The sequence below is a fragment of the Aliirhizobium wenxiniae genome (assembly GCF_014201355.1).
In the GTDB taxonomy this organism is placed as follows: domain Bacteria; phylum Pseudomonadota; class Alphaproteobacteria; order Rhizobiales; family Rhizobiaceae; genus Neorhizobium; species Neorhizobium wenxiniae.
This window is the reverse complement of record NZ_JACHEG010000011.1, coordinates 105,624-126,094: the sequence shown is the minus strand read 5'-3', so window position 1 is coordinate 126,094 and position 20,471 is coordinate 105,624. Positions and strand designations below refer to the sequence as shown.

General features: G+C 58.3%; 19 protein-coding genes and 2 tRNA genes. 6 read left to right on the top strand and 15 right to left on the bottom strand.

The window, feature by feature from the left end; translation table 11 throughout:
* Window positions 1-334: 334 nt before the first annotated feature.
* Window positions 335-410: transfer RNA gene (locus HNQ72_RS27755), tRNA-Asn, on the bottom strand.
* Window positions 411-752: 342 nt separating this feature from the next.
* On the opposite strand from HNQ72_RS27755, the gene HNQ72_RS27750 reads away from it, so the two are divergent.
* From HNQ72_RS27750 to HNQ72_RS27735, 4 genes are all read left to right on the top strand, one after another.
* Window positions 753-828, top strand: a tRNA-Lys gene (locus HNQ72_RS27750).
* 426 nt (window positions 829-1,254) lie between these two features.
* Entirely contained in the window at window positions 1,255-1,797 is a 543-nt protein-coding gene (locus tag HNQ72_RS27745; protein ID WP_183997460.1) for a sigma-70 family RNA polymerase sigma factor, read from the top strand.
* Window positions 1,794-2,609: an anti-sigma factor family protein gene (locus HNQ72_RS27740; protein ID WP_183997458.1), complete on the top strand. Its 816-nt coding sequence runs from the start codon at window positions 1,794-1,796 to the stop codon at window positions 2,607-2,609. Before HNQ72_RS27745 ends, HNQ72_RS27740 begins: the two co-directional genes overlap by 4 nt.
* 73 nt (window positions 2,610-2,682) lie before the next feature.
* Entirely contained in the window at window positions 2,683-3,309 is a 627-nt protein-coding gene (locus tag HNQ72_RS27735) for a LysE family translocator (protein ID WP_183997456.1), read from the top strand.
* A 237-nt stretch (window positions 3,310-3,546) separates the two neighbouring features.
* Here the strand turns inward: HNQ72_RS27735 and HNQ72_RS27730 are convergent, their stop codons facing one another.
* The 9 genes from HNQ72_RS27730 to HNQ72_RS27690 form a co-directional block, all read right to left on the bottom strand.
* Window positions 3,547-4,146, bottom strand: coding sequence for a HupE/UreJ family protein (locus tag HNQ72_RS27730; protein ID WP_183997455.1), 600 nt, complete (start codon window positions 4,144-4,146; stop codon window positions 3,547-3,549).
* 62 nt (window positions 4,147-4,208) lie between these two features.
* Window positions 4,209-5,279: an LLM class flavin-dependent oxidoreductase gene (locus HNQ72_RS27725; RefSeq protein WP_183997453.1), complete on the bottom strand. Its 1,071-nt coding sequence runs from the start codon at window positions 5,277-5,279 to the stop codon at window positions 4,209-4,211.
* A 120-nt stretch (window positions 5,280-5,399) separates the two neighbouring features.
* Entirely contained in the window at window positions 5,400-5,930 is a 531-nt protein-coding gene (locus HNQ72_RS27720) for a cupin domain-containing protein (protein WP_183997451.1), read from the bottom strand.
* Between the two features lie 71 nt (window positions 5,931-6,001).
* Window positions 6,002-7,726 (bottom strand): dipeptide ABC transporter ATP-binding protein, encoded by a 1,725-nt coding sequence (locus HNQ72_RS27715; protein WP_183997448.1) that lies wholly within the window; start codon window positions 7,724-7,726, stop codon window positions 6,002-6,004.
* Window positions 7,723-8,628: an ABC transporter permease gene (locus HNQ72_RS27710; RefSeq protein WP_183997447.1), complete on the bottom strand. Its 906-nt coding sequence runs from the start codon at window positions 8,626-8,628 to the stop codon at window positions 7,723-7,725. The genes HNQ72_RS27715 and HNQ72_RS27710 overlap by 4 nt, the downstream gene beginning before the upstream one ends.
* 1 nt (window position 8,629) lies before the next feature.
* Complete coding sequence (locus HNQ72_RS27705) at window positions 8,630-9,667, bottom strand: ABC transporter permease (protein WP_183997445.1); 1,038 nt, start codon at window positions 9,665-9,667, stop codon at window positions 8,630-8,632.
* A 65-nt stretch (window positions 9,668-9,732) separates the two neighbouring features.
* The gene (locus HNQ72_RS27700; RefSeq protein WP_210319738.1) at window positions 9,733-11,277 is read right to left on the bottom strand and encodes an ABC transporter substrate-binding protein; all 1,545 of its coding nucleotides are present in this window, start codon (window positions 11,275-11,277) and stop codon (window positions 9,733-9,735) included.
* Window positions 11,278-11,334: 57 nt separating this feature from the next.
* Window positions 11,335-12,654, bottom strand: coding sequence for an NtaA/DmoA family FMN-dependent monooxygenase (locus HNQ72_RS27695; protein ID WP_183997443.1), 1,320 nt, complete (start codon window positions 12,652-12,654; stop codon window positions 11,335-11,337).
* A 103-nt stretch (window positions 12,655-12,757) separates the two neighbouring features.
* Window positions 12,758-13,381, bottom strand: coding sequence for a glutathione S-transferase N-terminal domain-containing protein (locus HNQ72_RS27690; protein WP_183997441.1), 624 nt, complete (start codon window positions 13,379-13,381; stop codon window positions 12,758-12,760).
* 430 nt (window positions 13,382-13,811) lie between these two features.
* Here HNQ72_RS27690 and HNQ72_RS27685 point away from each other — a divergent pair, with 430 nt between their 5' ends.
* Together HNQ72_RS27685 and HNQ72_RS31030 are read left to right on the top strand one after the other, a co-directional pair.
* Window positions 13,812-14,684, top strand: a complete 873-nt coding sequence (locus HNQ72_RS27685) for a LysR substrate-binding domain-containing protein (RefSeq protein ID WP_244654613.1) — start codon at window positions 13,812-13,814, stop codon at window positions 14,682-14,684.
* A complete protein-coding gene (locus tag HNQ72_RS31030; protein ID WP_183997480.1) occupies window positions 14,675-15,007 on the top strand; it encodes an aldo/keto reductase in 333 nt (110 codons plus the stop codon). Before HNQ72_RS27685 ends, HNQ72_RS31030 begins: the two co-directional genes overlap by 10 nt.
* Window positions 15,008-15,112: 105 nt before the next feature.
* Here HNQ72_RS31030 and HNQ72_RS27675 read toward each other — a convergent pair whose 3' ends face one another.
* The 5 genes from HNQ72_RS27675 to HNQ72_RS27655 form a co-directional block, all read right to left on the bottom strand.
* Window positions 15,113-16,543: a c-type cytochrome gene (locus HNQ72_RS27675; protein ID WP_183997437.1), complete on the bottom strand. Its 1,431-nt coding sequence runs from the start codon at window positions 16,541-16,543 to the stop codon at window positions 15,113-15,115.
* A 1-nt stretch (window position 16,544) separates the two neighbouring features.
* Entirely contained in the window at window positions 16,545-18,140 is a 1,596-nt protein-coding gene (locus HNQ72_RS27670; RefSeq protein WP_183997435.1) for a GMC family oxidoreductase, read from the bottom strand.
* Window positions 18,141-18,210: 70 nt separating this feature from the next.
* Window positions 18,211-18,753: a sorbitol dehydrogenase family protein gene (locus HNQ72_RS27665; RefSeq protein ID WP_183997433.1), complete on the bottom strand. Its 543-nt coding sequence runs from the start codon at window positions 18,751-18,753 to the stop codon at window positions 18,211-18,213.
* Between the two features lie 237 nt (window positions 18,754-18,990).
* Window positions 18,991-19,986, bottom strand: coding sequence for a LacI family DNA-binding transcriptional regulator (locus HNQ72_RS27660; protein ID WP_183997431.1), 996 nt, complete (start codon window positions 19,984-19,986; stop codon window positions 18,991-18,993).
* A 52-nt stretch (window positions 19,987-20,038) separates the two neighbouring features.
* Window positions 20,039-20,407 (bottom strand): winged helix-turn-helix transcriptional regulator, encoded by a 369-nt coding sequence (locus HNQ72_RS27655; RefSeq protein WP_183997429.1) that lies wholly within the window; start codon window positions 20,405-20,407, stop codon window positions 20,039-20,041.
* Between the last annotated feature and the right edge of the window lie 64 nt (window positions 20,408-20,471).

The window sequence follows — 20,471 nt, the reverse complement described above, 5'->3', positions numbered from 1 at the left end:
TTCAGCCAACTTTTCAGCAATTTTTCCTAGATTTCTCTAGAACGAAGGACATCGTCGCTAGCAGCGCCGCCGCCCTCGTCAGTGAGCGGGTTATAAGGGCGAGGCTGCGGGAACGTCAATGGGAAAAGTGCGAATGTTGAGAATAAATTTGCAAGAGGTTGATTTGAAAGGATAATGTCCGTCCCGCCGTGTGAGGGCGATAATTGCCGCCATTTGCAAGAGCCATTCCAGACACCTTGTCTATGCGAATACAGTCGAAACTCTTGTATGAAAGGGAGCTCGTTTTCAGCCTTCCCTAAGCCGCGTTGAATTCGCATGAATGTCGACGAAGCGATGGCTGGAATGGCAGGGCTCGAACCTGCGACCGGGCGATTAACAGTCGCCTGCTCTACCAACTGAGCTACATTCCAATGCACTTTCCTGACGCAAATGCTCGTGCCTCAGTGTTGGGACGCGCTGTCTACATGCACGTCGCTTGACAATCAAGCGTCGATTTTCCACTCGGCGTGTAGTTTTACCATATGGGTGTGGAGTTGGAGGTAGGGTCTGACTTCGGAGAGGCAAACTAGCCTGAGGCTTCGCGACGACGCGATCCCTCTCAATTGCGCAGGCCGCGGGTCAACAGTTTAAAAACTCAGCAGAAGATTCATATGGATGCTACCCCCACCGCATGCTGCAGCGCACGATCCAGTCTGGACAAACCCCTAAGTCCATTCTATAGGGCCCATCTGTCGCCACTTAGATGGTGACGCGGGTGATTAGCTCAGTTGGTAGAGCAGCTGACTCTTAATCAGCGGGTCGTAGGTTCGAGCCCTACATCACCCACCAGTCTTATTCTTTCATCGACGTCTCAATGTTGTTTCACGTTCTGACTGCCGCGGAAAGCTCCAGTTCCCGGCGAACCAACCTTTGGGATCAGAGCACGAAAACCAGAGCCCCCCGAAAGCCCGGAGGAAACTTGGGTCTCAGGTCACTTGTCACGCTCTTGAAGGGATCTGAATGGGCGACCAGCGTTATTCGACGGCTCGCATGAGGTGCGCGTCATTCGCGGGCGATTCCCAACAAGCGCTGCGACATTGTCCTGACCGGTAACTGCCCCGCATCTACCGATCGTTTGTTACTGGAAACTGTGACAGCATCGGACTGCAGAATCTAACGTTGACTTTTCTAGCGACTTCGGTGCCTCCTGAAGACCTAAGCGTGTCTTGCCCAGAAGGCCTACGTGATGCTCTCGTTTGTCGACTATGCAGACCGATGACGACGTTAGCCAAAGCGCGTTTCGCGCAGATTGTGTTGCCGAGAATCGACGAGGGCTACCGTCTCGCACGATGGCTGACGGGAAGTGCCACCGACGCAGAAGATGTCATGCAGGAAGCCTGCATAAAAGCCTTTCGTGCAATAGAAACTTTCGCGGAAGGAAATGCACGCGCCTGGTTTCTGACCATAGTTCGCAATGTTGCATATTCCTGGCTGCAGCGTCACAGGCCCGCGAAGTTCGTCTCGCTTGAAGACCTTTCGCCAGATGCGCAGCAGGAAATGGAGACTGGCGGCTTGATGGCCAATGCCGTTCCAACGCCTGAAGATCTTCTTCTTGCCAAACAGCGATCGACCGCACTACTGGGCGCGGTCGAAACCTTACCTCTTCATTTGAGAGAAACCCTGGTGTTGCGGGAATTTCATGGACTTAGCTATCGAGAGATCGCCGCAATCGGTGACATACCGATTGGAACTGTAATGTCGCGCCTTGCCAAGGCGAGGCAGTCGCTCCTTTTGCGTTTGAAGGAGGCGGAGCGATGACGATCGATAACGAGACACTGTTGCTTCTAAATGCCTATCACGACGGTGAACTTTCACCCATTGAGGCACTCTCCATGGAAAGGAGAATTAAGGCAGATCCGGAACTCGCAGCTTTCACGCGCCAACTTGGTGAGTTGTCATCAGGGCTGTCCGCGATTCTCCCCGGCGATCCGGCTTCAAGCCGCTTGCGTGGAAGCATACTCGCCTCAATCACGACAGATCTGACCCACGACGACGTTTCCAATGAGCCTGACCCTGAGATTAGTTTGCAATCCGCAGACCCGAGGCGCGCGTATTGGGGGCCGATAGCTGCGGCCTTAGCGATCGGCTTGGTTGGAGGTGGCTTCGCTGGCGGCTATTTCACTCATCTCGCGCAAACAGAGACACGGGCAGCCACAATTGAGAATGAGATCCTTACTGCGCATCTGAGGGGGCTGATCGCTCCGCAGCCGTTTGATATTGCGTCTTCCGAAAGTCATGTCGTCAAACCATGGTTCAATGGCAGGACGACCATTGCGCCAACAACACCGGACTTCTCTGCCCAAGGCTTTCCCCTTGTTGGCGGTCGCGTCGATGTCATTGACCGCAAACCGGTCCCGGTCATGATTTACAAACGCCGCCAGCACACAATAAGCGTCACCGTCACGACTTTCACTGACCTGGCCCTTCCCGCCCAGTCCGTCATTAACGGCACCAATGTCACAAGTTGGACAGACGGCAACCTGACATATTCGGCTGTTTCCGATCTCAATCTCGGTGAATTGTCATCCTTCGCCGACCTATATCGGAAAAGGCTTGCAGGCGGTGGCTAGAAAAATTTCAGATCGCCGCGAATAAACCCGCTCCGCTTGCGGTTTACTCCACCGAATAGGGCTGGGGAAATCAATGAGCGAGATGGCATGCTTACTGGCTGGTGCTGGCGCCGGGCTTTCAATTGCAATACCGTTCGGGCCGACAAGCATGATGTGCGTAGAGCGCACGCTCGTCGATGGTGTGCGCGCCGGGATCGCCACGGGATTTGGCGTCGCGACCGTACACCTCACCTACAGTACAATAGCGATCATCGGCGGCATAACGATCATGAGCCGGCCGGAAACCCAGAGCCTATTAACCTTCGCAGCTGGCCTTCTCCTTCTATACTTCGCTGCGCAGTTGTGGCGCCGTGACGTTGTTTTAATCCCGCAAAGCAAAGTCAACCTCAGTTTCAGACGTGCCTATTGCGGAGCAATCTGCTTCGGATTTCTAAATCCCGTAACACCAGCGTTGTGCGCCGCCAGTCTAACGGCATTCGCGAGCCAGATCGCGGCACCGGGCGGCCTTTTGCCACTTGGAGTATTCGCAGGCTCGCTGACCTGGTGGGTTATGCTCGCGCTCAGCATATCGCTAGTGAAGAAAAGGTTGAACATCGGGATGCTCACGCTGGCCAACCGAGGAGCGGGCTTACTACTCGTTTACTTAGGACTGTCGATGCTCGCGAAGAGTTTTGAAGGAGTTGTCCACCTTACCTCATAAGCGATCTCTTCTGCCGGATCTCAACCTCCAGGGGAGCGGCGAACAGCGCGTCAAGGAAATCTACCCTGCCTTGAAGCGCTGTAGACTGGAGGCCGTGTCGTCTCCGCACGGCCTCCAGTCTTCGAATTGAGACAGGGCTCGATTTTTTTCGATTAACGGGAGCTCAACATCAGCAAGCCATCAAGTCGATGCAGGCGTCTGATGAAAACGACAGTGGCCGGATCAACTCGCGACGATTTAGATTAAGCCGGCGGTCATACCAAAGCCTATTAATGCTACGAAAGCGCCCGCTGTTCGGAAAAAAATGGCAGCGTGTTGAGCGCCAAGTCGTTCGATTGCGGCACCCGCAAGGATCCCCATCATGTGCAGCGAAGCTGTCGCAATGGCGAAGCCAGTCGCATAAAGAAAACCGCCGGAATCCTCCGGCATTTCATGACCATGAGCATAACCATGAAAAACCGCAAACAGACCGACTGTCGCTACGGCCACGACGCTCGATAGCGGCGCGCGAAATGCAACGATCGATCCGAGCACGACGACGGAAAGCGCAACCACCGTCTCAACCCAAGGAAGAGGCGCGCGGACCATTCCGAGCCAGCCCCCAAATATCATGAACGATACAAAGGCGAAGGGGACGGCCCAGAGCGCCCGTCGGCCGAGGTGGTAGGCGATAACGCCGACCATCACCATCGCCAATACATGGTCAAGGCCTGAGATCGGGTGTGCAAAGCCATGAAGGAAGCCACTCGCGTCACTAACACCTGTGTGCGCAGATGCGGTCGCGGGAAAAAGTACGGTGAGCAAAATTGCGATGGGTCTGGCGAGCCTTAAAGTCATGATAGTCTTTCTATCGATATGTTGAAGGAAATCGGCGTGCAGACGCCGGCGACGATAGCAGGTTACGCGGCCGACCTGCCGCGAAGGCTCACAGGTACTTCAGGGACGGTTTTCGGCTTGGACTTCCATCCGAATGCCGGAGCGACTTGGGTTGCTATCAGCTCCAGGGTCCGGGCAAGCTGATCAAAATCGGGAACGCCTGGGTTTACCTGACACAGGATGTCCGTTGCTAACGGCAGGCATTGCTCGTCGGAGAGTTGCTCGATCACGTCGTCCGGCGAGCCATAAAAGGCATGGAAACGAGAGAGGTATTCGTCGAGAGACAGTCCAGCGGGAAAGCGACCGCCTTCGACCATTTTCTGCGCGAGCTTTTCAATCCCATCACGCAGTTGGGCCTTCGCCGTCTCCTTGTCCTTGGCCGGATAGATAAGCCGCGAAAGACCGATCCGCGGGCGGCGGCCGGCATTGGCCGGGTTTTCGTCCCACGCATTGAGATAGGCATCCGCCCACGGCCGCTGGACCAGATCCGTGCGCTTGCTGTAGCCGTAGGCCGCCCGGTTGAGAAGAAGGTTCGAACCGGCTGCGGCTGCAAAACGCGCGCCTTCAGGGCTGAAAATTCCCTGCCAGATACGGTCTCTCAGCCCCGGGGATTGTGGCTGTAGGATAGGTCCGCCGTCGAAAAGAGGTTTGCCGGCATATGCTCGATTAAGCAGGTTGATGCCCTCGGTGGTGCGCTCCCGCTTTTCATCAAGTGGCACTCCGAACGCTTGAAAGAGCTTCTCGCCATTACCGGAACTGATACCCAGTTCAAGTCTGCCGCCGCTGATGACGTCGAGCGTCGCTGCATCCTCCGCCAGCCGGATAGGCGATTCCAGCGGAAGGGTGACGACTGCGGTCCCGAGGCGAAGCCGCGTCGTATTTTCAGCGACCGCCGTCAGGAAGGTCAGCGGGGATGCACCGGCGCCTGGACCGCTGCGTCCGTCCTCGAAATGATGCTGTGCCACCCATCCGGAATCGAAACCCAGCTCTTCGGCGTAGCGAAACAGATCGATGAAGTTGCGGTAAAGGTGTGGCAGATCGGTGTGGGCTTCCAAATGAGACAGGAAGCCGAGGCGAAAGCGATGCGCAGCCATATTACTGTTTCCTTGTAGAAGCCCAATATTGGAGAGAAGGTGCAGGCGGTGAAAAACCGATGCGCCCGTCCCTTCGGCAAATTCGGATGCCCGCATTGCAGGCACCCGGAGGCCAAAGGATCACGACTTTTCGGGAGCCGCGTGGATCGGATCGACCCAGTAGACATTCTCCGGCGCCTCGACGGGATCGACGTCGGTGATGTTCACCACCACCGCTTCATTGTCGGATCTCACGAGGACGCATTCCAGCACCTGGTTCGGATCCGCATTGATCTCCTGATGCGGAACGTAGGGCGGCACATAGATGAAATCGCCGGGGCCAGCCTCGGCCACGAACTCCAACCGGTCTCCCCAGCGCAGGCGGGCACGTCCGCGAACGACATAGATGACGCTCTCCAACGGACCGTGATGGTGAACACCGGTCTTAGCGTCGGGTTCGATCGCCACGGTTCCCGCCCAGATTTTCTGGGCACCGACCCGTGCATGATTGATCGCCGCCTGGCGAAACATGCCGGGCGTCTGGGCCGTGTTGGAATCAAGACGATCCCCGGCGATCACTCTGATGCCATCATGCTTCCAACGCGGAGCTTCTGCCCCTTCCTTGTGATGATCATGGTGGTGGTGGTGATCGTGAGAATGGTCATTCGACATTCGTTTGTCTCTCTTTCTCTGCTCGATTGGTGCCTAACCGGAAACCCTGGAAAAGCGTCGCTGGCAAAATTTTAGGATGCGGCCTCAAGCTGTTCGCGCAGTGCCTGACGCGAACGCCGATCGATCGAACCGATCGACGTCACCGTGGGGGCAGAGCCGACCAGAAGGCGAGTGTAGAGATGGCCGGGGCGGTTGACGACATCGTCCGTCGCAGCGGTCTCCACGATCGATCCGCGATAAAGAACCATGACCCGTTCAGTCACGCCCGCTACTGAACCAAGATCATGCGAGATGAACATTAGTGATGTGCCATTAGCGCGAAGTGAATTCAAAATTTCCAGGATTTGCACCCGGTTTGCAGAATCGAGCGCGCTGACAGGCTCGTCGAGGATCAACACCTTAGGTTCGGTCACCAGTGCGCGGGCGACAGCGATACGCTGGCGCTGTCCACCCGAGAGTTCGCCCGGAAAGCGATTAAGCAGGTTGCGTTGGAGGCGGACCTGATCCAATCGGAAATAAATGCGATCCCGGATCTCGGATTTCGATAACATGCCTTGCAGCAATAAAGGCTCGGCAAGCGTATCGGCAATGGTTACCTCAGGATCGAGGCTGCGGAGCGGGTCCTGAAACACGTACTGGATAATGCCCCGCTTGCGGAAATCGCGCCATCTGGCGGCACTGAAACCGGTGATATCCTCCCCCGCGATCGATATCTGCCCAGCACTTGGCGTGACGAGCCCGATCAGCGCGCGGGCAAGTGTCGATTTGCCCGATCCCGTCTCTCCGATCACCCCGATGGACTCGCCTTGGCGTAAGACGAATGTCGCGTCCTTGAGCGCCTGCCGCCGCGATGTACTGGAGTCATAGCTCACGCAGACCCCTTCTGCGCGGATCAGGATGGGACGGCTATCGACCAGTCTTGGTTTCGGCGTTGTCGGTTTTGCATCGAGGAAACGCTCCAGACCGTAAAGATGATGTTCGCCTATCAGCAGGCGGGTATATCCGTGTTTCGGCCGGCGCAGGACCTCTGCCGTCGCTCCCCTCTCAACGACCTCGCCGTCGCGTAGGACCAGCACCTCGTCACAAATCTGCGCGACGACAGCGAGATCGTGCGAGACGACGATGAGGGACAACCCATGGCGTTCCTTCAGGTCGGCCAGCAGATCGAGCACCTCTGCCTGCACTGTGACGTCCAGCGCCGTGGTAACCTCGTCAGCGATCAGGATTTTGGGATCGAGAGAGATTGCGGCCGCGATCAGCACTCGTTGCAGCATGCCTCCCGACAGCTCGAACGGATACTGACCGTAGACTAGTTCCGGATCCCTAAGGCGGACATCCGCGAGAAGCTCAAGCGTCCGCTGTTTAGCTTCCTGCCGAGTTACGCCGCGCTTTGTTCGAATGACCTCGGCGATTTGGGCACCGACCTTCATCGAAGGATTGAGGTAGGAGCCGGGATCCTGGAAAACGGCGGTAATCGAGGTTCCGCGCAATTGCGTCCATTGTTTTGGCTCGAGGGAGAGGACGTCGTGGCCAAGAAGGTCGATCGTCCCTCCAGAGACCGAGAAAAGCTCAGGCAAAATTCCCAGCACCGCGCGGCACGTCAATGTTTTGCCGCTGCCGGACTCCCCGACGATCCCGACGACTTTACCCTTCTTCAAGGTGAAGGAAATGCCACGCACCACATCTTTGCCGGTGATCTGGTTGCGTATGTTGACCCCATCCAAGCGAAGAACCGGTTCGCCTTCTCGTTCGATCGCGGCGGTAATCTGCAAACGATCAATGATTTCAGCTGTCATTGCGGGTCTCCATGCGGCGTGGGCGGGATCGTTGCGGAGGTCTGTCTCGCGGTTCGACCGCGCTTCTTCTCCCGGCGAATCAGGAGCGCCCGGCCGGATTCACCGGACACGTCCCGGATAACATCCGCGAGCAGGTTGAAGGCGAGTACGGTTAGGACGATCAGTACGGTTGTGAAGAGCGGCGCATAGGGCCGGAAGTTCAGGTAACCCAGATCCGAGGCGAGCACGCCGCCCCAGGTCGGTGCAGGCGGCTGGACGCCGATACCGAGAAAGGTCAGGCTGGAGACGACGACAAAGCCGGTCCCCATCGTATTTGCGAGCGTGATCGCGATGGCCGGGAGAATTTTGGCCCAGACGTGCTTGCGGACGATCCAGCCGATCGATGCCCCCGACAGAATCGCCGCCTCGACATACTGCGAGCGGGAGATCGTCAAGGCTGCGGCACGGGCAACCCTATAGAAGGCCGGCGACACCATGACACCGACAACCAGCATGGCCTGTGGAATGCCGTTCCCCAGCAAAGCTGTCACGGCAACCGCGAAAACCAGAAAGGGCAGCGCGATCAGTGTGTCGACGAGGCGAAGTGTCAGCCACTCGAACGTCCTGCCCAGATAGACGGAGAGAATACCAGGGATAGCGCCGACGAAAAGCGCGATCACGGCGACCTGAACAGAGCCAAGCACGCTGATCGTCGAACCGGCCAATATCCTGCTCAGGACGTCTCGGCCCAGATAATCCGTCCCAAGCCAGTGCTGTGCGCTCGGGTCGGCAAGCACATGATCGGTACCGACCAGAGGATCATAGGGTGCCAACGCGGGACCGAAGATCGCTAACAGAATGATCACGGACAGAAAAAGAACGGAAAGCTTGCCGGCCCGCAGTTGCCAGATACCACGTAACATCTCAAATCCCCCTGGCTGATGCCGGGCTAAGCCGCACCAGAAGCAGATTGACGAGAAGGTTGAAAGCGACGACCAGGACGATCGCCAGAACGAGCACCCCCTGAACCGCCGGTACATCCCCGCGGCTGGCGGAATCAGCGGCGAACCTGCCGTAGCCCGCTAGGCCGAACACTGCTTCTGTGACGACGGCGCCACCGATCAGATTGGGAAACTTCATGCCGAGCATGGTCAGCGCGGGGCCACTGCCGTTGCGCAGCACGTGACCCCAGAAAATCCGTTCGCTGCTCAGCCCCCGCACGAGAGCGCCCGTCACATAGTTTTCGCGAGAGGCCTGGATAAGCCCCACCCGAAGCTGCCGGGCGATATCGGCAACCGCTTCCATGCTGAGCGCGAGCGAGGGCAACCAGATATGGCTCAGCCATGGCCCCAAACCGCCCCTGTCCAGTGGGACATAACCGGCCGAAGGGAACCAGTTGAACCAGACCGCAAAGATCGCGACCAGGCCGATACCGACGACAAACGGCGGCAGGACCGAAACGAAGGTTGTGAAGGTCGTGATCGCGCGGTCGATCCAGGTTGTCTGGAACTTTGCGGCCGTGATCCCCAGAACGGCGCCGAGCGTCACCCCGATCAAAAGCGCCAGGCCGGCGATTGAAAGACTGATTGCCGCGCGCGACGTCAGCAACAGCGAGATGTCTGCACCATTATACCAGCTGCGGCCGAGATCGCCCTGCACGATCCCGCCGAACCAGTTGAGATATTGCTGCCAGAGAGGCAGGTCGAGGCCCCATTCATGTTCGAGCGCAGCAATCGCTTCCGGCGTCGCCGATTCCGACAGCTGAAGATGTGCCGGGCTGAGACCACTCAACCCCTGGAGGGCAAAGGTGAGCAGCGTTGCGAGGAAGAAGACGGTCACGAACACGATGATCGACCGGAACGCGAGCGCAAGTGTTGAACGCGCCACGGCCCATCGGCTCGACAGCCCGGCAGATGCGCCGCCATAGGCCAATGTCTCGCGTTCAGTATGGATGCTAGCCATTCCTCAAACTCCTGTGGGTGTGATAACGATCGCAGGAGGCGGCGAGCGCCCCCCCGCAGTGGCTATCATTCCGCAATGGTCACGCCGGTCAGATGGATCTGGCCCGGGATCTTCGGAAGTGCCGAAATTTTTGGCGACTTCACGAACAGCGTCGGCGCTCCGTAAGTGAAAACCAGTGCCCTGCCCTGCAGCGCCACGCGGGTCGCTGCCTGAAGGTTTTTCGCATAGTCGGGAGAGTCGAGAGGCGTTTCGCGCGCGACCTTGATGGCTGCATCGAACCCTTCAGGTACATACGGGCCTGCGAGATTGAGCGGGCCTTTCGGTCCGAAATGCGCCGTCAGCGTCTGGACGGGGGATTCGCGCCCAGTCGTCGAATAGGAAGACAGAACCAGGTCCTTGCCGAAGAACGGCGTCGCCCAGTCGGGGGCGACCTGCAGCTTGGCGCTGATGCCGATGGCTGCCAATTGCCTCTGGATCAGCTCGTTCGCGGTCGACGGGTCACGAACGACGAAATCGACCTTGATGTCGCCCGGCTTGTAGCCGGCTTCGGCAAGCAGCTGCTTTGCCTTCTCAGGATTGTAGGGCCACAGATCGGCTGACTGGGCGTCATATGCGACGTATCCCGCCGGGAATGGCTGCGTCGTTGCGACACCGGTCCCGAACGTAACCTTGTCGACGAACTCCTGCCGGTTGACCGCATATCGGATGGCGTCGACGACCTTCGGGTTGTCGAACGGAGGCTTGCGCACATTGATGCTGATATTGGCGGCCGAATAGACAGGGTAGGACAGAACATCCAGACCGGCCTTTTTCGCCACTTCGATCTGCGACGGGTTGAGGCCATAGGCGAAATCGTAGACGCCCGTCTGGATGGACGCTACCAATTGCGAGGCATCTGGCGCGGCGGATAGCTCGATACGGTCGATGTGGATGTTTTTCGCATCCCAGTATCCATCGAATTTTTCGAAATAGATGTGCGATTCAGGAACGTATTCGACGACCCTGAAGGGCCCCGCCCCCACCGGCCATTGGTCCAGCTTTTGCGCATCCTGAGCAGCTTTCGGGCTGGTGATCTGGGCCACGCGACGACCGAGCAGCAGGGGTATCTGATGGTCGACCTGCGTCAGGTTCAGCGTGACGTCGGTATCACTGTCTGCGGTCACACTGCCGATCGACGTGAGGTCGCCGGCAAGCGCCGAATTTTTCTGGGTTTTCGCGCGCTCGAGATAGAGTTTCACTGCCTCGGCGTTCAACGGCTCGCCGTCCTGGAACTTCAAGCCGGGCCGCAGATGGAAGGTCACCTTGTCGCCAGCCTGATTGTAGGTCCAGCCTTGCGCCAGGCCTGGAGCAGCCTTGCCGTTCTCGTCGATTTCGGTAAGCGAGGCATAGGCAATGGCAGTCTGGTTGAAGTTGTAGCCACTTCCCTGGACGATCGGGTCCCAATGCGCGTTGAGAAGTGCCGCCCACCGCAGCACTTTCGGCTTTTGTGCCTGGGCCGAGGTCACCGTGCTGGTTCTGTTTTGACCGTTGCTGTACCAGACGAACGTTCCGCCGAGCGCCAGTGCGGCGAGGATCGGTACACCAATCAAGTATTTTGTGTTCTTGCCCAAGATTTGTTTCTCCTTCCTGCGCGCAGGATTTTGTTGTCGATCGGTAGTCAGGCTCGATCAGGGATTGGGCACTTTCTTCAGTCCGAGATTGCCGCGCAGGGTCGTGTCTTCGTATTCCCGGCGGAAGTATCCCTTGTCCTGAAGGATGGGCACGACTTCTTTCGCGAAGCGCGTGAAGTTTGCGGGATGGCTGAGACGCACATTAAATCCGTCAAGCGCATAAGCGTCGAACCAGCGGATTAATTCGTTGGCGACGGTCTCGGGCGATCCGACGAAAGGCCCATTCTTCGGCTGCCTGATGTGCTCTATGGTCTGGCGAAGCGAGAAGCCGCGTTCGACGGCCAGATCAGTTATGCGCTTCGCACCAGTAAAGAAGCTACTGCGCGCATATTCGAGCGCTTCCGCCGGGAAGGGTGCGTCGAGGTCGTACTGACGGAAGTCGTGCCATCCAAAAGCGCGACCGAATTCGGCAAGCGCCTGGTCGAAGCTGTGATCCGCAAAATGATAGGCTCGCTCGAGTTCGCGCGCATCGGCATCTGTATCGCCAACAACGATATCCGTGCTCGGCAGAATGACGATGTCTCCCGCTGCGCGACCGTAGGCTTTCGCCCGATCCTTAATATCTTTGTAGAAGTCCTGGCCTTCCTCAAGGCTCGCTGCGTGAGAGAAAATCCCCTCACCGATCCTGGCGCCGAGATCGCGTCCCTGCTCCGAATTGCCGGCTTGGAAGATGACCGGCTCGCCTTGCGGGGAGCGTTCGATGTTCAGCGGCCCTACAACGCGGAAGTGTTCGCCAACGTGATTGAGAGGGTGAAGCTTGGATTTGTCGAGAAATTCGGCTGTTTCGCGGTTTCGAACGAAAGCGCCATCGCGATAGGACTTCCACAGTCCGCGCGACACTTCGACATGTTCCAGCGCACGCCCGTAGCGCGTGTCGTAGTCGTAGTGTTCATCGCGTCCGTAGTTGCCGGCAGTGCCTGCATCGCCGCTGGTGACCACGTTCCACCCTGCCCGGCCGCGGCTGATGAGGTCGAGGGATGCGAGGCGCCGCGCGACGTTGTATGGCTCGTTGTAAGATGTCGTCAGGGTGCCGACCAGACCGATATGCGTGGTCCGCGTGGCAATTCCGGATAGCAGTGTCAGCGGTTCGAGCCGGTTCAGGTAATGCGGCGGAGAATTTTCGGTTATGAACTGGCTGTCGACGATAAAGATGAGGTCGAACTTCGCCTCCTCGGCCTGCCGGGCTACGTCGATATACCAGTCGATATTGACGCTGGAATCGAGCGGTATGTCCTTATCAAGCCACCGATTGTGATTCCCGGGACCACCTGCGCCCGTCGGTACGAGTCCCAGCTTGATCTGCCTTTTTGATGCCATTTACCAAAATCTCCATTCGGGAAGGCGCGGAACGATCAAACGAGCCGCATGTTGTTTGGGCTCAGGCGACGGGTCCATCTTGGACAGCGCCTGCGTAGTGTGTTCAGGCTGCTTTCGGCGCCGGTGCGGCGGTTCGCAACAGGAAGTCGTTTCGAGAGTAGGTCGTGAACCAGGTGTTCAGGTTCGGCCGGCCGTCTCGCCAAATGAAGTCGGGAAAACGCAGGTCGAGATACCCGAGCGCGGAGCCGAGCGTTATCGTCCCGATATCGACGGTTTGTTCAGTGAACGAATGTCCGCTTTCAAGCGCGTCCAGCGCCGAGAGGATCTTGTCGAACTGGCGCTCCTGCCAGAGCGGCCAGCGAAAGCCCTCCGGACGCGCCGTCAACTCGTAGCGGATCAGTAGCGCAGCATCTAGAATTCCATCACCTAGTGCCTGGAGCGTCAGCGCTTTCCAGCGAAGTTCATCGTCTTGCGGGATAACGCGCGCCGCGACGCTCTTTGCATCGAGGTATTCTGCGATCACACGGCTGTCGAAAATAGCCTGCCCATCCGAAGTAACGAGCGTCGGAACTTTTGCGAGCGGGTTACTTCCCACGATCGAAACATCGCGATCGATCGGATGAGGAGACGCTTCGACGAGATCAATCCTGTCGCGAAGGCCTGTTACGATCGAGACGGCTAGCACCTTGCGTGCAAACGGCGAAGTGGGAGAATAATAGAGCTTCAAAATTCTGTCCCTAGTATGCGCGCACTCGCCCAGCCGCCAGCGCGCTGGCCGCGGCTCAAAAGATGCGATCGCTGTTTCTGGGTTTTGGTTCGCCAGCCGAAACGCCCGAACGTTTTACTGGCGGCGGCTTTGGTTCAGTTGTGACGCTTTCGTTGCTTCAGTCGCCCCAAGCAAAAAAACCTCGCGTTAAAAGCCCGGGTGGATGAAGCATTCTGTCTTCCGAGAAGGATCTACACATCGACAATATCCCTTTTGACCGCAGTGCGGTGGGGCCAACCTAATGTCGATCAAGCTTATAGACTATTGCGAGGCGGGCACGCACAAAGTTTTCAAATATCAAACGATACGTGAAAAACATTTTGCATTTATAAAATTATTCGATGCGCTATGATCCGTCTTCCAAACGGATCGGGCTTCCAAGTTGAGCGGCATGACTAACAATTTTGATATCGATGTTTTGCGAACTTTCATCGAAAGCGTTCACCGCAGGAGCCTTTCAAGCGCCGCAAAACGACGGGACAAGAGCCCGTCGACCGTTACCCTGCAACTTCAGCGCTTGGAGCAGCAAGTTGGCGTAAAACTTTTTCAGAAGGTAGGACGGGGTTTGGCGCCGACGGAGCAGGCCTTGCGATTGTTGCCCTTTGCAGAACGCATAGTCTCGGCCAATGACGAAGGTATTCGAGCCATGAGACAAAGCTTGAATCAGGAGACGATCCGCTTGGTAGTGCCGGCGGATATCGCCGAAACATGGTTGCCGCAGCAGATTTCCGCCTTCTCACTCAGTCATCCAGATGTTTTGATCGAGGCTCAAGTCCTTCGAAACAGCGAAATCATCGAAAGCGTTGACATCGGAGAAGCTGACGTTGCGCTGCATTGGTGCCGACCCGATGATGCCAACACTGTGGATCCGGTGGCGACCTTCCCGATCGAATGGATGGCCTCGAGATCGTTCTCACCGGATCCATTGCGCGCACTGCCAATCGTGGTGCTCCAATCGCCTTGCCTCTTCCGGGATCTTGGTATCACCCTCTTGGAAAAAATGAACGCACCCCTGCGGATCACCATGGCAGCAACAGGTGTCACCGGATTGTGGTCCGCCGTTGGGGCGGGTCTTGGGATAACCTGTCGCGTGGCGCTCGGTGCTCCCGACGGCGTGGTCCGCTATCAGGACGAACAGCTGCCGAGCTTAGGCATGGTCGGACTCGTCGCGCGAACAAAAAGAGCCGCGACCCGTAGTTCGATCGAGTTGCATCTGCAGTTGATGACAGCCATCAGAGAGCTAGAGTTTCACGGATCGTCATAATCTCTGCTCTTGATGGGAGACGAAAGGTCGTATCCCGTACCGCGCTTTACGCAGTCGTTAGCAAATGGGCGCAGAGAAAAGAGGTCGCTCCCTCTCAGATCGCGCTTGCATGGCTGCTGGCGCAAAAGCCATGGATCGGACCGATCCCAGGTACGACCAAGATCGCGCATATGCAGCAGAATATTGCCGCCGCCTCGGTTGTCTTCTCCGCAGACGAACTGCGCGAAATCAATTGCGATGTCGCAGCCTTGAAAATCGCCGGCGCCCGCCTTCCGGCGAAGGAAGAAAACTCTGTCGGCGCCAACACGTCGCCCCGCACCTAAACAAGAAGCCCCTGACGACCAAACGTCAGGGGCTTTCAATCGTTTGAGGATCGCCGGCCTGTCTCATGAGCATTTCTGCTCCCCGAAACAGGCCGGTATTCCGCATCATGCGTGCTGCAAGGTATTTCTCTTGCCGCGACGCCAGAAGAAGACAGCGGCCAGCACAAGAACGAAAGCGGCAAGAACTGTACCACCCAGCATCAGCCACGGCGTCGCCTTTACCAGAAGAGGCACCTCGCCGCCGTTTTTCAGCTCCACGACATCCGCCTCGCTGACGCTGAGCGAAGCATTGCCAAACCGTTGCAGCACATAGTTGGACACGGCAGCGATCTGGGCGTTCGACAATTCGTCCTTGAATGCCGGCATCTGCACGGTGAAGTCGTTCGTCTTGCGATGAACACCTTCCACGACCGCCATGACCAGATTGTTCGGCGTCATGCCGCCGGTTGCCCGGTTGCTGGTCAGCGAGGGATAGAACTGGTCCTGCGTTCCTGCACCGTTCAGCTGGTGGCAGGTTGCACAGGCGCTGACATAGAGTTCCTCGCCATCGACAGACGTTCCGTTGACCATCGCCGCGGGGCTGCGGTCGATACCGTAGTCGAGTTTACCAATCCCGGCAGACTTTGCCTTGCTGTGTTCGTAGGCCGGCGCGGTCTGGGCTTCGCTGCGAATGGCGGGAACGGTCTTCAGATAGTTGGCGATCGCCTGCAAATCGTTATCCGGCATGTGGCGGAAACTGTGTTCGACAGCCTCGGCCATCGGGCCTGCGGCCTGCGACTTGCCGACGGCATTGCCATTTTTCAGATATGTCACCAGTTCCGCATCGCTCCAGCCGCCAATGCCGCTGACCGGGTCGGAGGTAATGTTCGGTGCGTGCCAGCCGCCGACATCGCCGCCGCCGAGATATTGAGAAGCGTCTTCAGCCATCAAGGTGTTGCGGGGCGTATGGCAGGCGCCGCAATGGGCCGGGCCATCGACAAGATATTTGCCGCGCTCCGTGCCAGCCGGCGCGGCCAGAGCATTGTCGAACGGCGTGGCGCGATTGAAGAACAGGTTCCAGCCGGCCATGGACAGGCGGATATTGAACGGGAAAGGCAGGTCCGTCTGCGCCTTCGGCGCCTCGTCGACCGGCTTCACGTCCTTCTGCAGATAGACGAACAATGCATGCAGGTCGTCATCGCTCATCGCCCGGTATGCGGTATAGGGCATGGCCGGATAGAGATGTCCCCGCGGCGCAACGCCATCGCGCATGGCCGCTTCGAACTGCGCTTCCGACCAGTTGCCGATTCCGAATTCCTTCGAGGGCGTGATGTTGGGCGCAACGATCGGTCCAAGCGGCGAAGAGATCGTGTAGCCACCGGCGAAAGGCTTGCCCTCTCCTTCCGGAGTGCGATGGCAGGCCATGCAGTCCGAGGCGATGGCCACAGAACGGCCGCGTTCGATCAGCGCGCTGGTGGCCGCATCCTGCGCAAGCACCGAAGATGCCGCAACCGTGGAGAACGCGAGGGCGGAAAAAGCAAATACCGTCTTGCGCATATCAGACCTCCTTCGCGATGATGTCGGCCGTGCGCAGACCGAGCGCGATGCCGGCAAGCGTCGGATTGAGAACGCTCGAGGACGGCAGCAAGCCAGTCGTTGCGAGGAAGAGGTTGTCGTGATCCCAGGTCCGGCCTTCATGGTTGGTGACCGAGGTCTTGGCATCGTCGCCCATCATCACCGTGCCCATGACGTGGGCGTGGTTCTGCCAGCCGGTCTTGTCGTTGATCACCTTGCCGCCCATGGCGCGAACGAAATTGCCATAGTCGTCCATGCACAGATCACGGGCCTTCTCGACATATTCGTCACCGTCGAGGTCGTAGTTGAACGACAGCGTCGGGATGCCGAGCGCATCCTTCTTGGTCGTCGACAGCGTGACGCGGTTGGTGGCACGCGGCAGCGTTTCGAACATGCTTTCGATCACCACCCAGCGGGCCGAGAGATGGCGGATCTGCTCGTCCAGTTCCGGGCCGACAACGCCCTGCTTGATCAGCATTTCCGCGACATCGCGGTTGGGAACGTTGTTATGCGGTGCATGCTTGATCGCAGAATGCTGGCCGCGCCAGTCACCATCGCGCCACTTGAAGATGGCGCCCTGCTGCACCTGGCCACGGCCGGGCCACAGAGGTTCGTCGGCGGTGAAGATGAGGCTGATTCCGGAATGGTCCATCAGGTGACGGCCGACCAGATCGTTGGAGTTGGCCACATCCGAGAACAGCAGAAGTTTCGGGGTTTCGATCCCGTTCGCGGCAACGATGAAAGCCTTTGCCGTCAGGCGCACATCGGCACCCTTGGACGACCGGTAGTGAACGGCGACGATCTTGCCGCCCTCCCCCTTTTCGAGATTGTAGGCCGTGGCATCGGTGATGATCTTGGCGCCGGCATTCTGCGCGTGGCGGGCATGGACATCGCCCGAATACATTGCACCAATCGGACAGACGGGCATGCAGTTATTGTTGCCGGAACAGGCCGGACGACCGTCATAGGGCTTGTTCGTGCGCCCGTTCGGCTCGTGGATGAAGTTGTAGCCTTCCCTGCCGATACGATCCTTCAGGCGCTGGAAGTAATAGGTCTCGCCTTCGGCGGTCACCGGATAGGGCTTGGAACGCGGGGGATGCGCCGCGCCGGCATGGCCGGACTGGTCATCGGTATCGCTGCCGGCGACGCCGAGATTATATTCGGCCAGATCGTACCACGGTTCGAGGTCGGAATATTCCATCGGCCAGTCATTGCTGACGCCATAGAGCGACTTCATCTTCATGTCGTTCGGCAGAAAACGCCAGGTCGCCGCCGCCCAGTGCCATGTCGTGCCGCCGACAAGCGAAAGCTGGTAAGGAACGTAATGGAAGTTGCCGGTATTCTCGATGTAATCGGGGTCGAACGAGGACATCGCCCAGGGGAAGGTCGGATAGGGATCGTTCAGATTGTTCTTTCGCGGCGAGGAGCGGAAGTTTTCGACGATTTTCCAGCGCGGGATCCACTCGCCGGTTTCCAGAATGATCACCGACTTGCCGCGCTGGGCAAGCAGATGCGCGGCATTGGAGCCGATAGCGCCGGAGCCGATGACGATAACATCGGCGTCAAATTCAGTAGCCATGACAATATCCTGCTGTGGCCGGTCCTCGGACGAGGACAGCCTTTCGACGGGTCGTGTGGGGGAGATGGGATTAGTCGGTCGCGAGCGTTGCCGGAGGATCGACCCAGTAGTTGGTGTGGCCCCGCGCATAGGTCGGGACAATGGTGACGTCCTTGGTCGGCTGGTACATCAGCGCGCCGGCGAAGGCGACGAAGCGGGCGTCATCGTGATTGGCTTCGCCCTCAGGGGTTCCCGTATAGCCGAGATACCAGGCCGAGATGATTTTTATGGCAGTCGGTGCAAGTTCGGGATTCGCTGCCGCGAATTGCTTGAACTCACGCATATCCACCAGGCCCGCCTGATCGAGCGCCGCAGTCAGGCGCATAGCGGCCGCGGGAAAGCCAGTATCTTCTGCGGTGAGAGCCGCGAAAGCACGGTCGGAAATCACCTTGTCGAGAATCGCGCGGCCGGTCAATCGCTGCGACAGGGCCTGAAACCCGGCCTGATCCATTGCCTCCTGGGCAACCGCCAGGGTGGGAAGACAGCCCAAAGATGCCACCAGTACGCCGCCAACGGAAAGGCCGATCAGTCTACGCCTGCTGATCAGGCCCTTGCGATCCAAGTTCTCAGTCATCTCATATCTCGTTCTGCTTCCTTCAGGGCAAAAGCAGGCATGCGACAGCCGCAAGGCTTCCGTTGAATGGCGCTGATTTTTGGCTTGCCTGAATGGGCGAGGTTCATTTCGGTGCGTGCGACAGTTTGTCTCTCGCGACCAAGTGACTAATACTTAGAAATGCGTTTTCGCAAGAATGACCTTGACGGGTTTCCATCAAATTGCCGACTTGCCGCAACGCTTTGTCCGTGGCAGCGCTTACAGATTCTCGCGACAATATATCCGCAGTTCCGGGCGTCTCTGGACGAGCGAGACGCCCCCCTCTACCTGATCGCGCGAAATAACTTCAAAAAGAGCGCGCGCAGCCTGTGCCTCCGGATCCTGGTCCAGAACAAAATCCAGCACGTCTTCTCTCAGATATTTCTGATGAACCTCACTTTTCTCATGGGCGATCCAGATCGGCCGATCGGGCCTGCGTTTCAACGTCTCACCGATTTCGATCGAGTTCTGCCCGGTGTCATAGATGCCGATGACGCCTTCCTGATCGAGAAGCCGGGTAACAAGGCTGGAAAGCCGGTGCGACAGGTCGTTGGTCGGATGCACCTGCACCTCGTAATCGGCCCCCACGATCTCGCGAAAGCCGGCGATGCGCTGGCTGTGCTCGACGCGGCGTTCGTGTGGTGGCAGAACGGCGAGAACGCCTTTCTTGCGCAAAAGTCCGCGCATCAGGCGACCGGCAGTGCGCCCGACCGCCATATTGTCGATGCCGGAATGGCTATGCCCTTGAAGCCCCGGCACTTCCGTTGTCAGCGTCACCACCGTTTCGCCGCGCGCCATGACCTGCGAAAGGATGGGCGCCATTTCGGCGCCGCCGTCGGCTGCAATGATCAGTGCGGATCGGGGCGCGGCGGGTTGCAGGATCGCCTTTTTCCAGACTTCCGGATCGTTTTCCTTCAGATGCGTCCGCTGCAGAATGAAATGTCGGGGCAGCGATGCCGCGTGTTTGAGGAAGGCCGTTTCGAGCGAGGCCCAGAACGGGGTGGCGTTCTTCGGCAAAATCAGCTCGATGCGTTTATGGGCATGCCAAAGTTCCGGCAGCTTCTTGCCGAAGCCAAGCGCGATGGCTGCCTCAACGACGCGGCGGCTTTTTTCCTCCGTCACGCTGCCGCGCTGGTTGAGAACACGGTCGACCGTGGCGATGCTGACTCCGGCCTGTTTTGCAATAAGCTCGTGAGTCGAACGCGTCTGCGGCATCGCCTGTTCTCTTTCCTTTTGCTGATCGCGGTCTCTGGCTGACCGGCGGCCGCTATCGCGATTTTCCGACCATCTCGTCAAGTGCATCCGCATTCGTTCTCGCCCAATCATAGAGCAATGTGATCGGCTCCACGAAGCGCCGGCCCAATGGCGTCAAGCTATATTCGACAGCAGGCGGCACAGTGCCGAAGACGCGGCGATCGATCAGCCTGGCAGCCTCCATATCGCGAAGTGTCTGAGTGAGCATTTTCTTCGAAATGCCGGGCAGGCTGCGTTGCAAAACGCCCGTCCGCGCGCATCCTCCAAGCCGGGTTTCCAGCACATGCAGGATCATGCTGGTCCATTTGCTCGAAAAAAGCTCGAGTACGCGGCGCGGCCCGCAATCCTCGCGCCATTCGTGGTCAGGAGATCCTGGCTGCATGGCCGACTTCCATTCGTGTGGTTACCTTAGGGTGCCTATGTCCCGTCCGGGTGCCTTCTGGCGC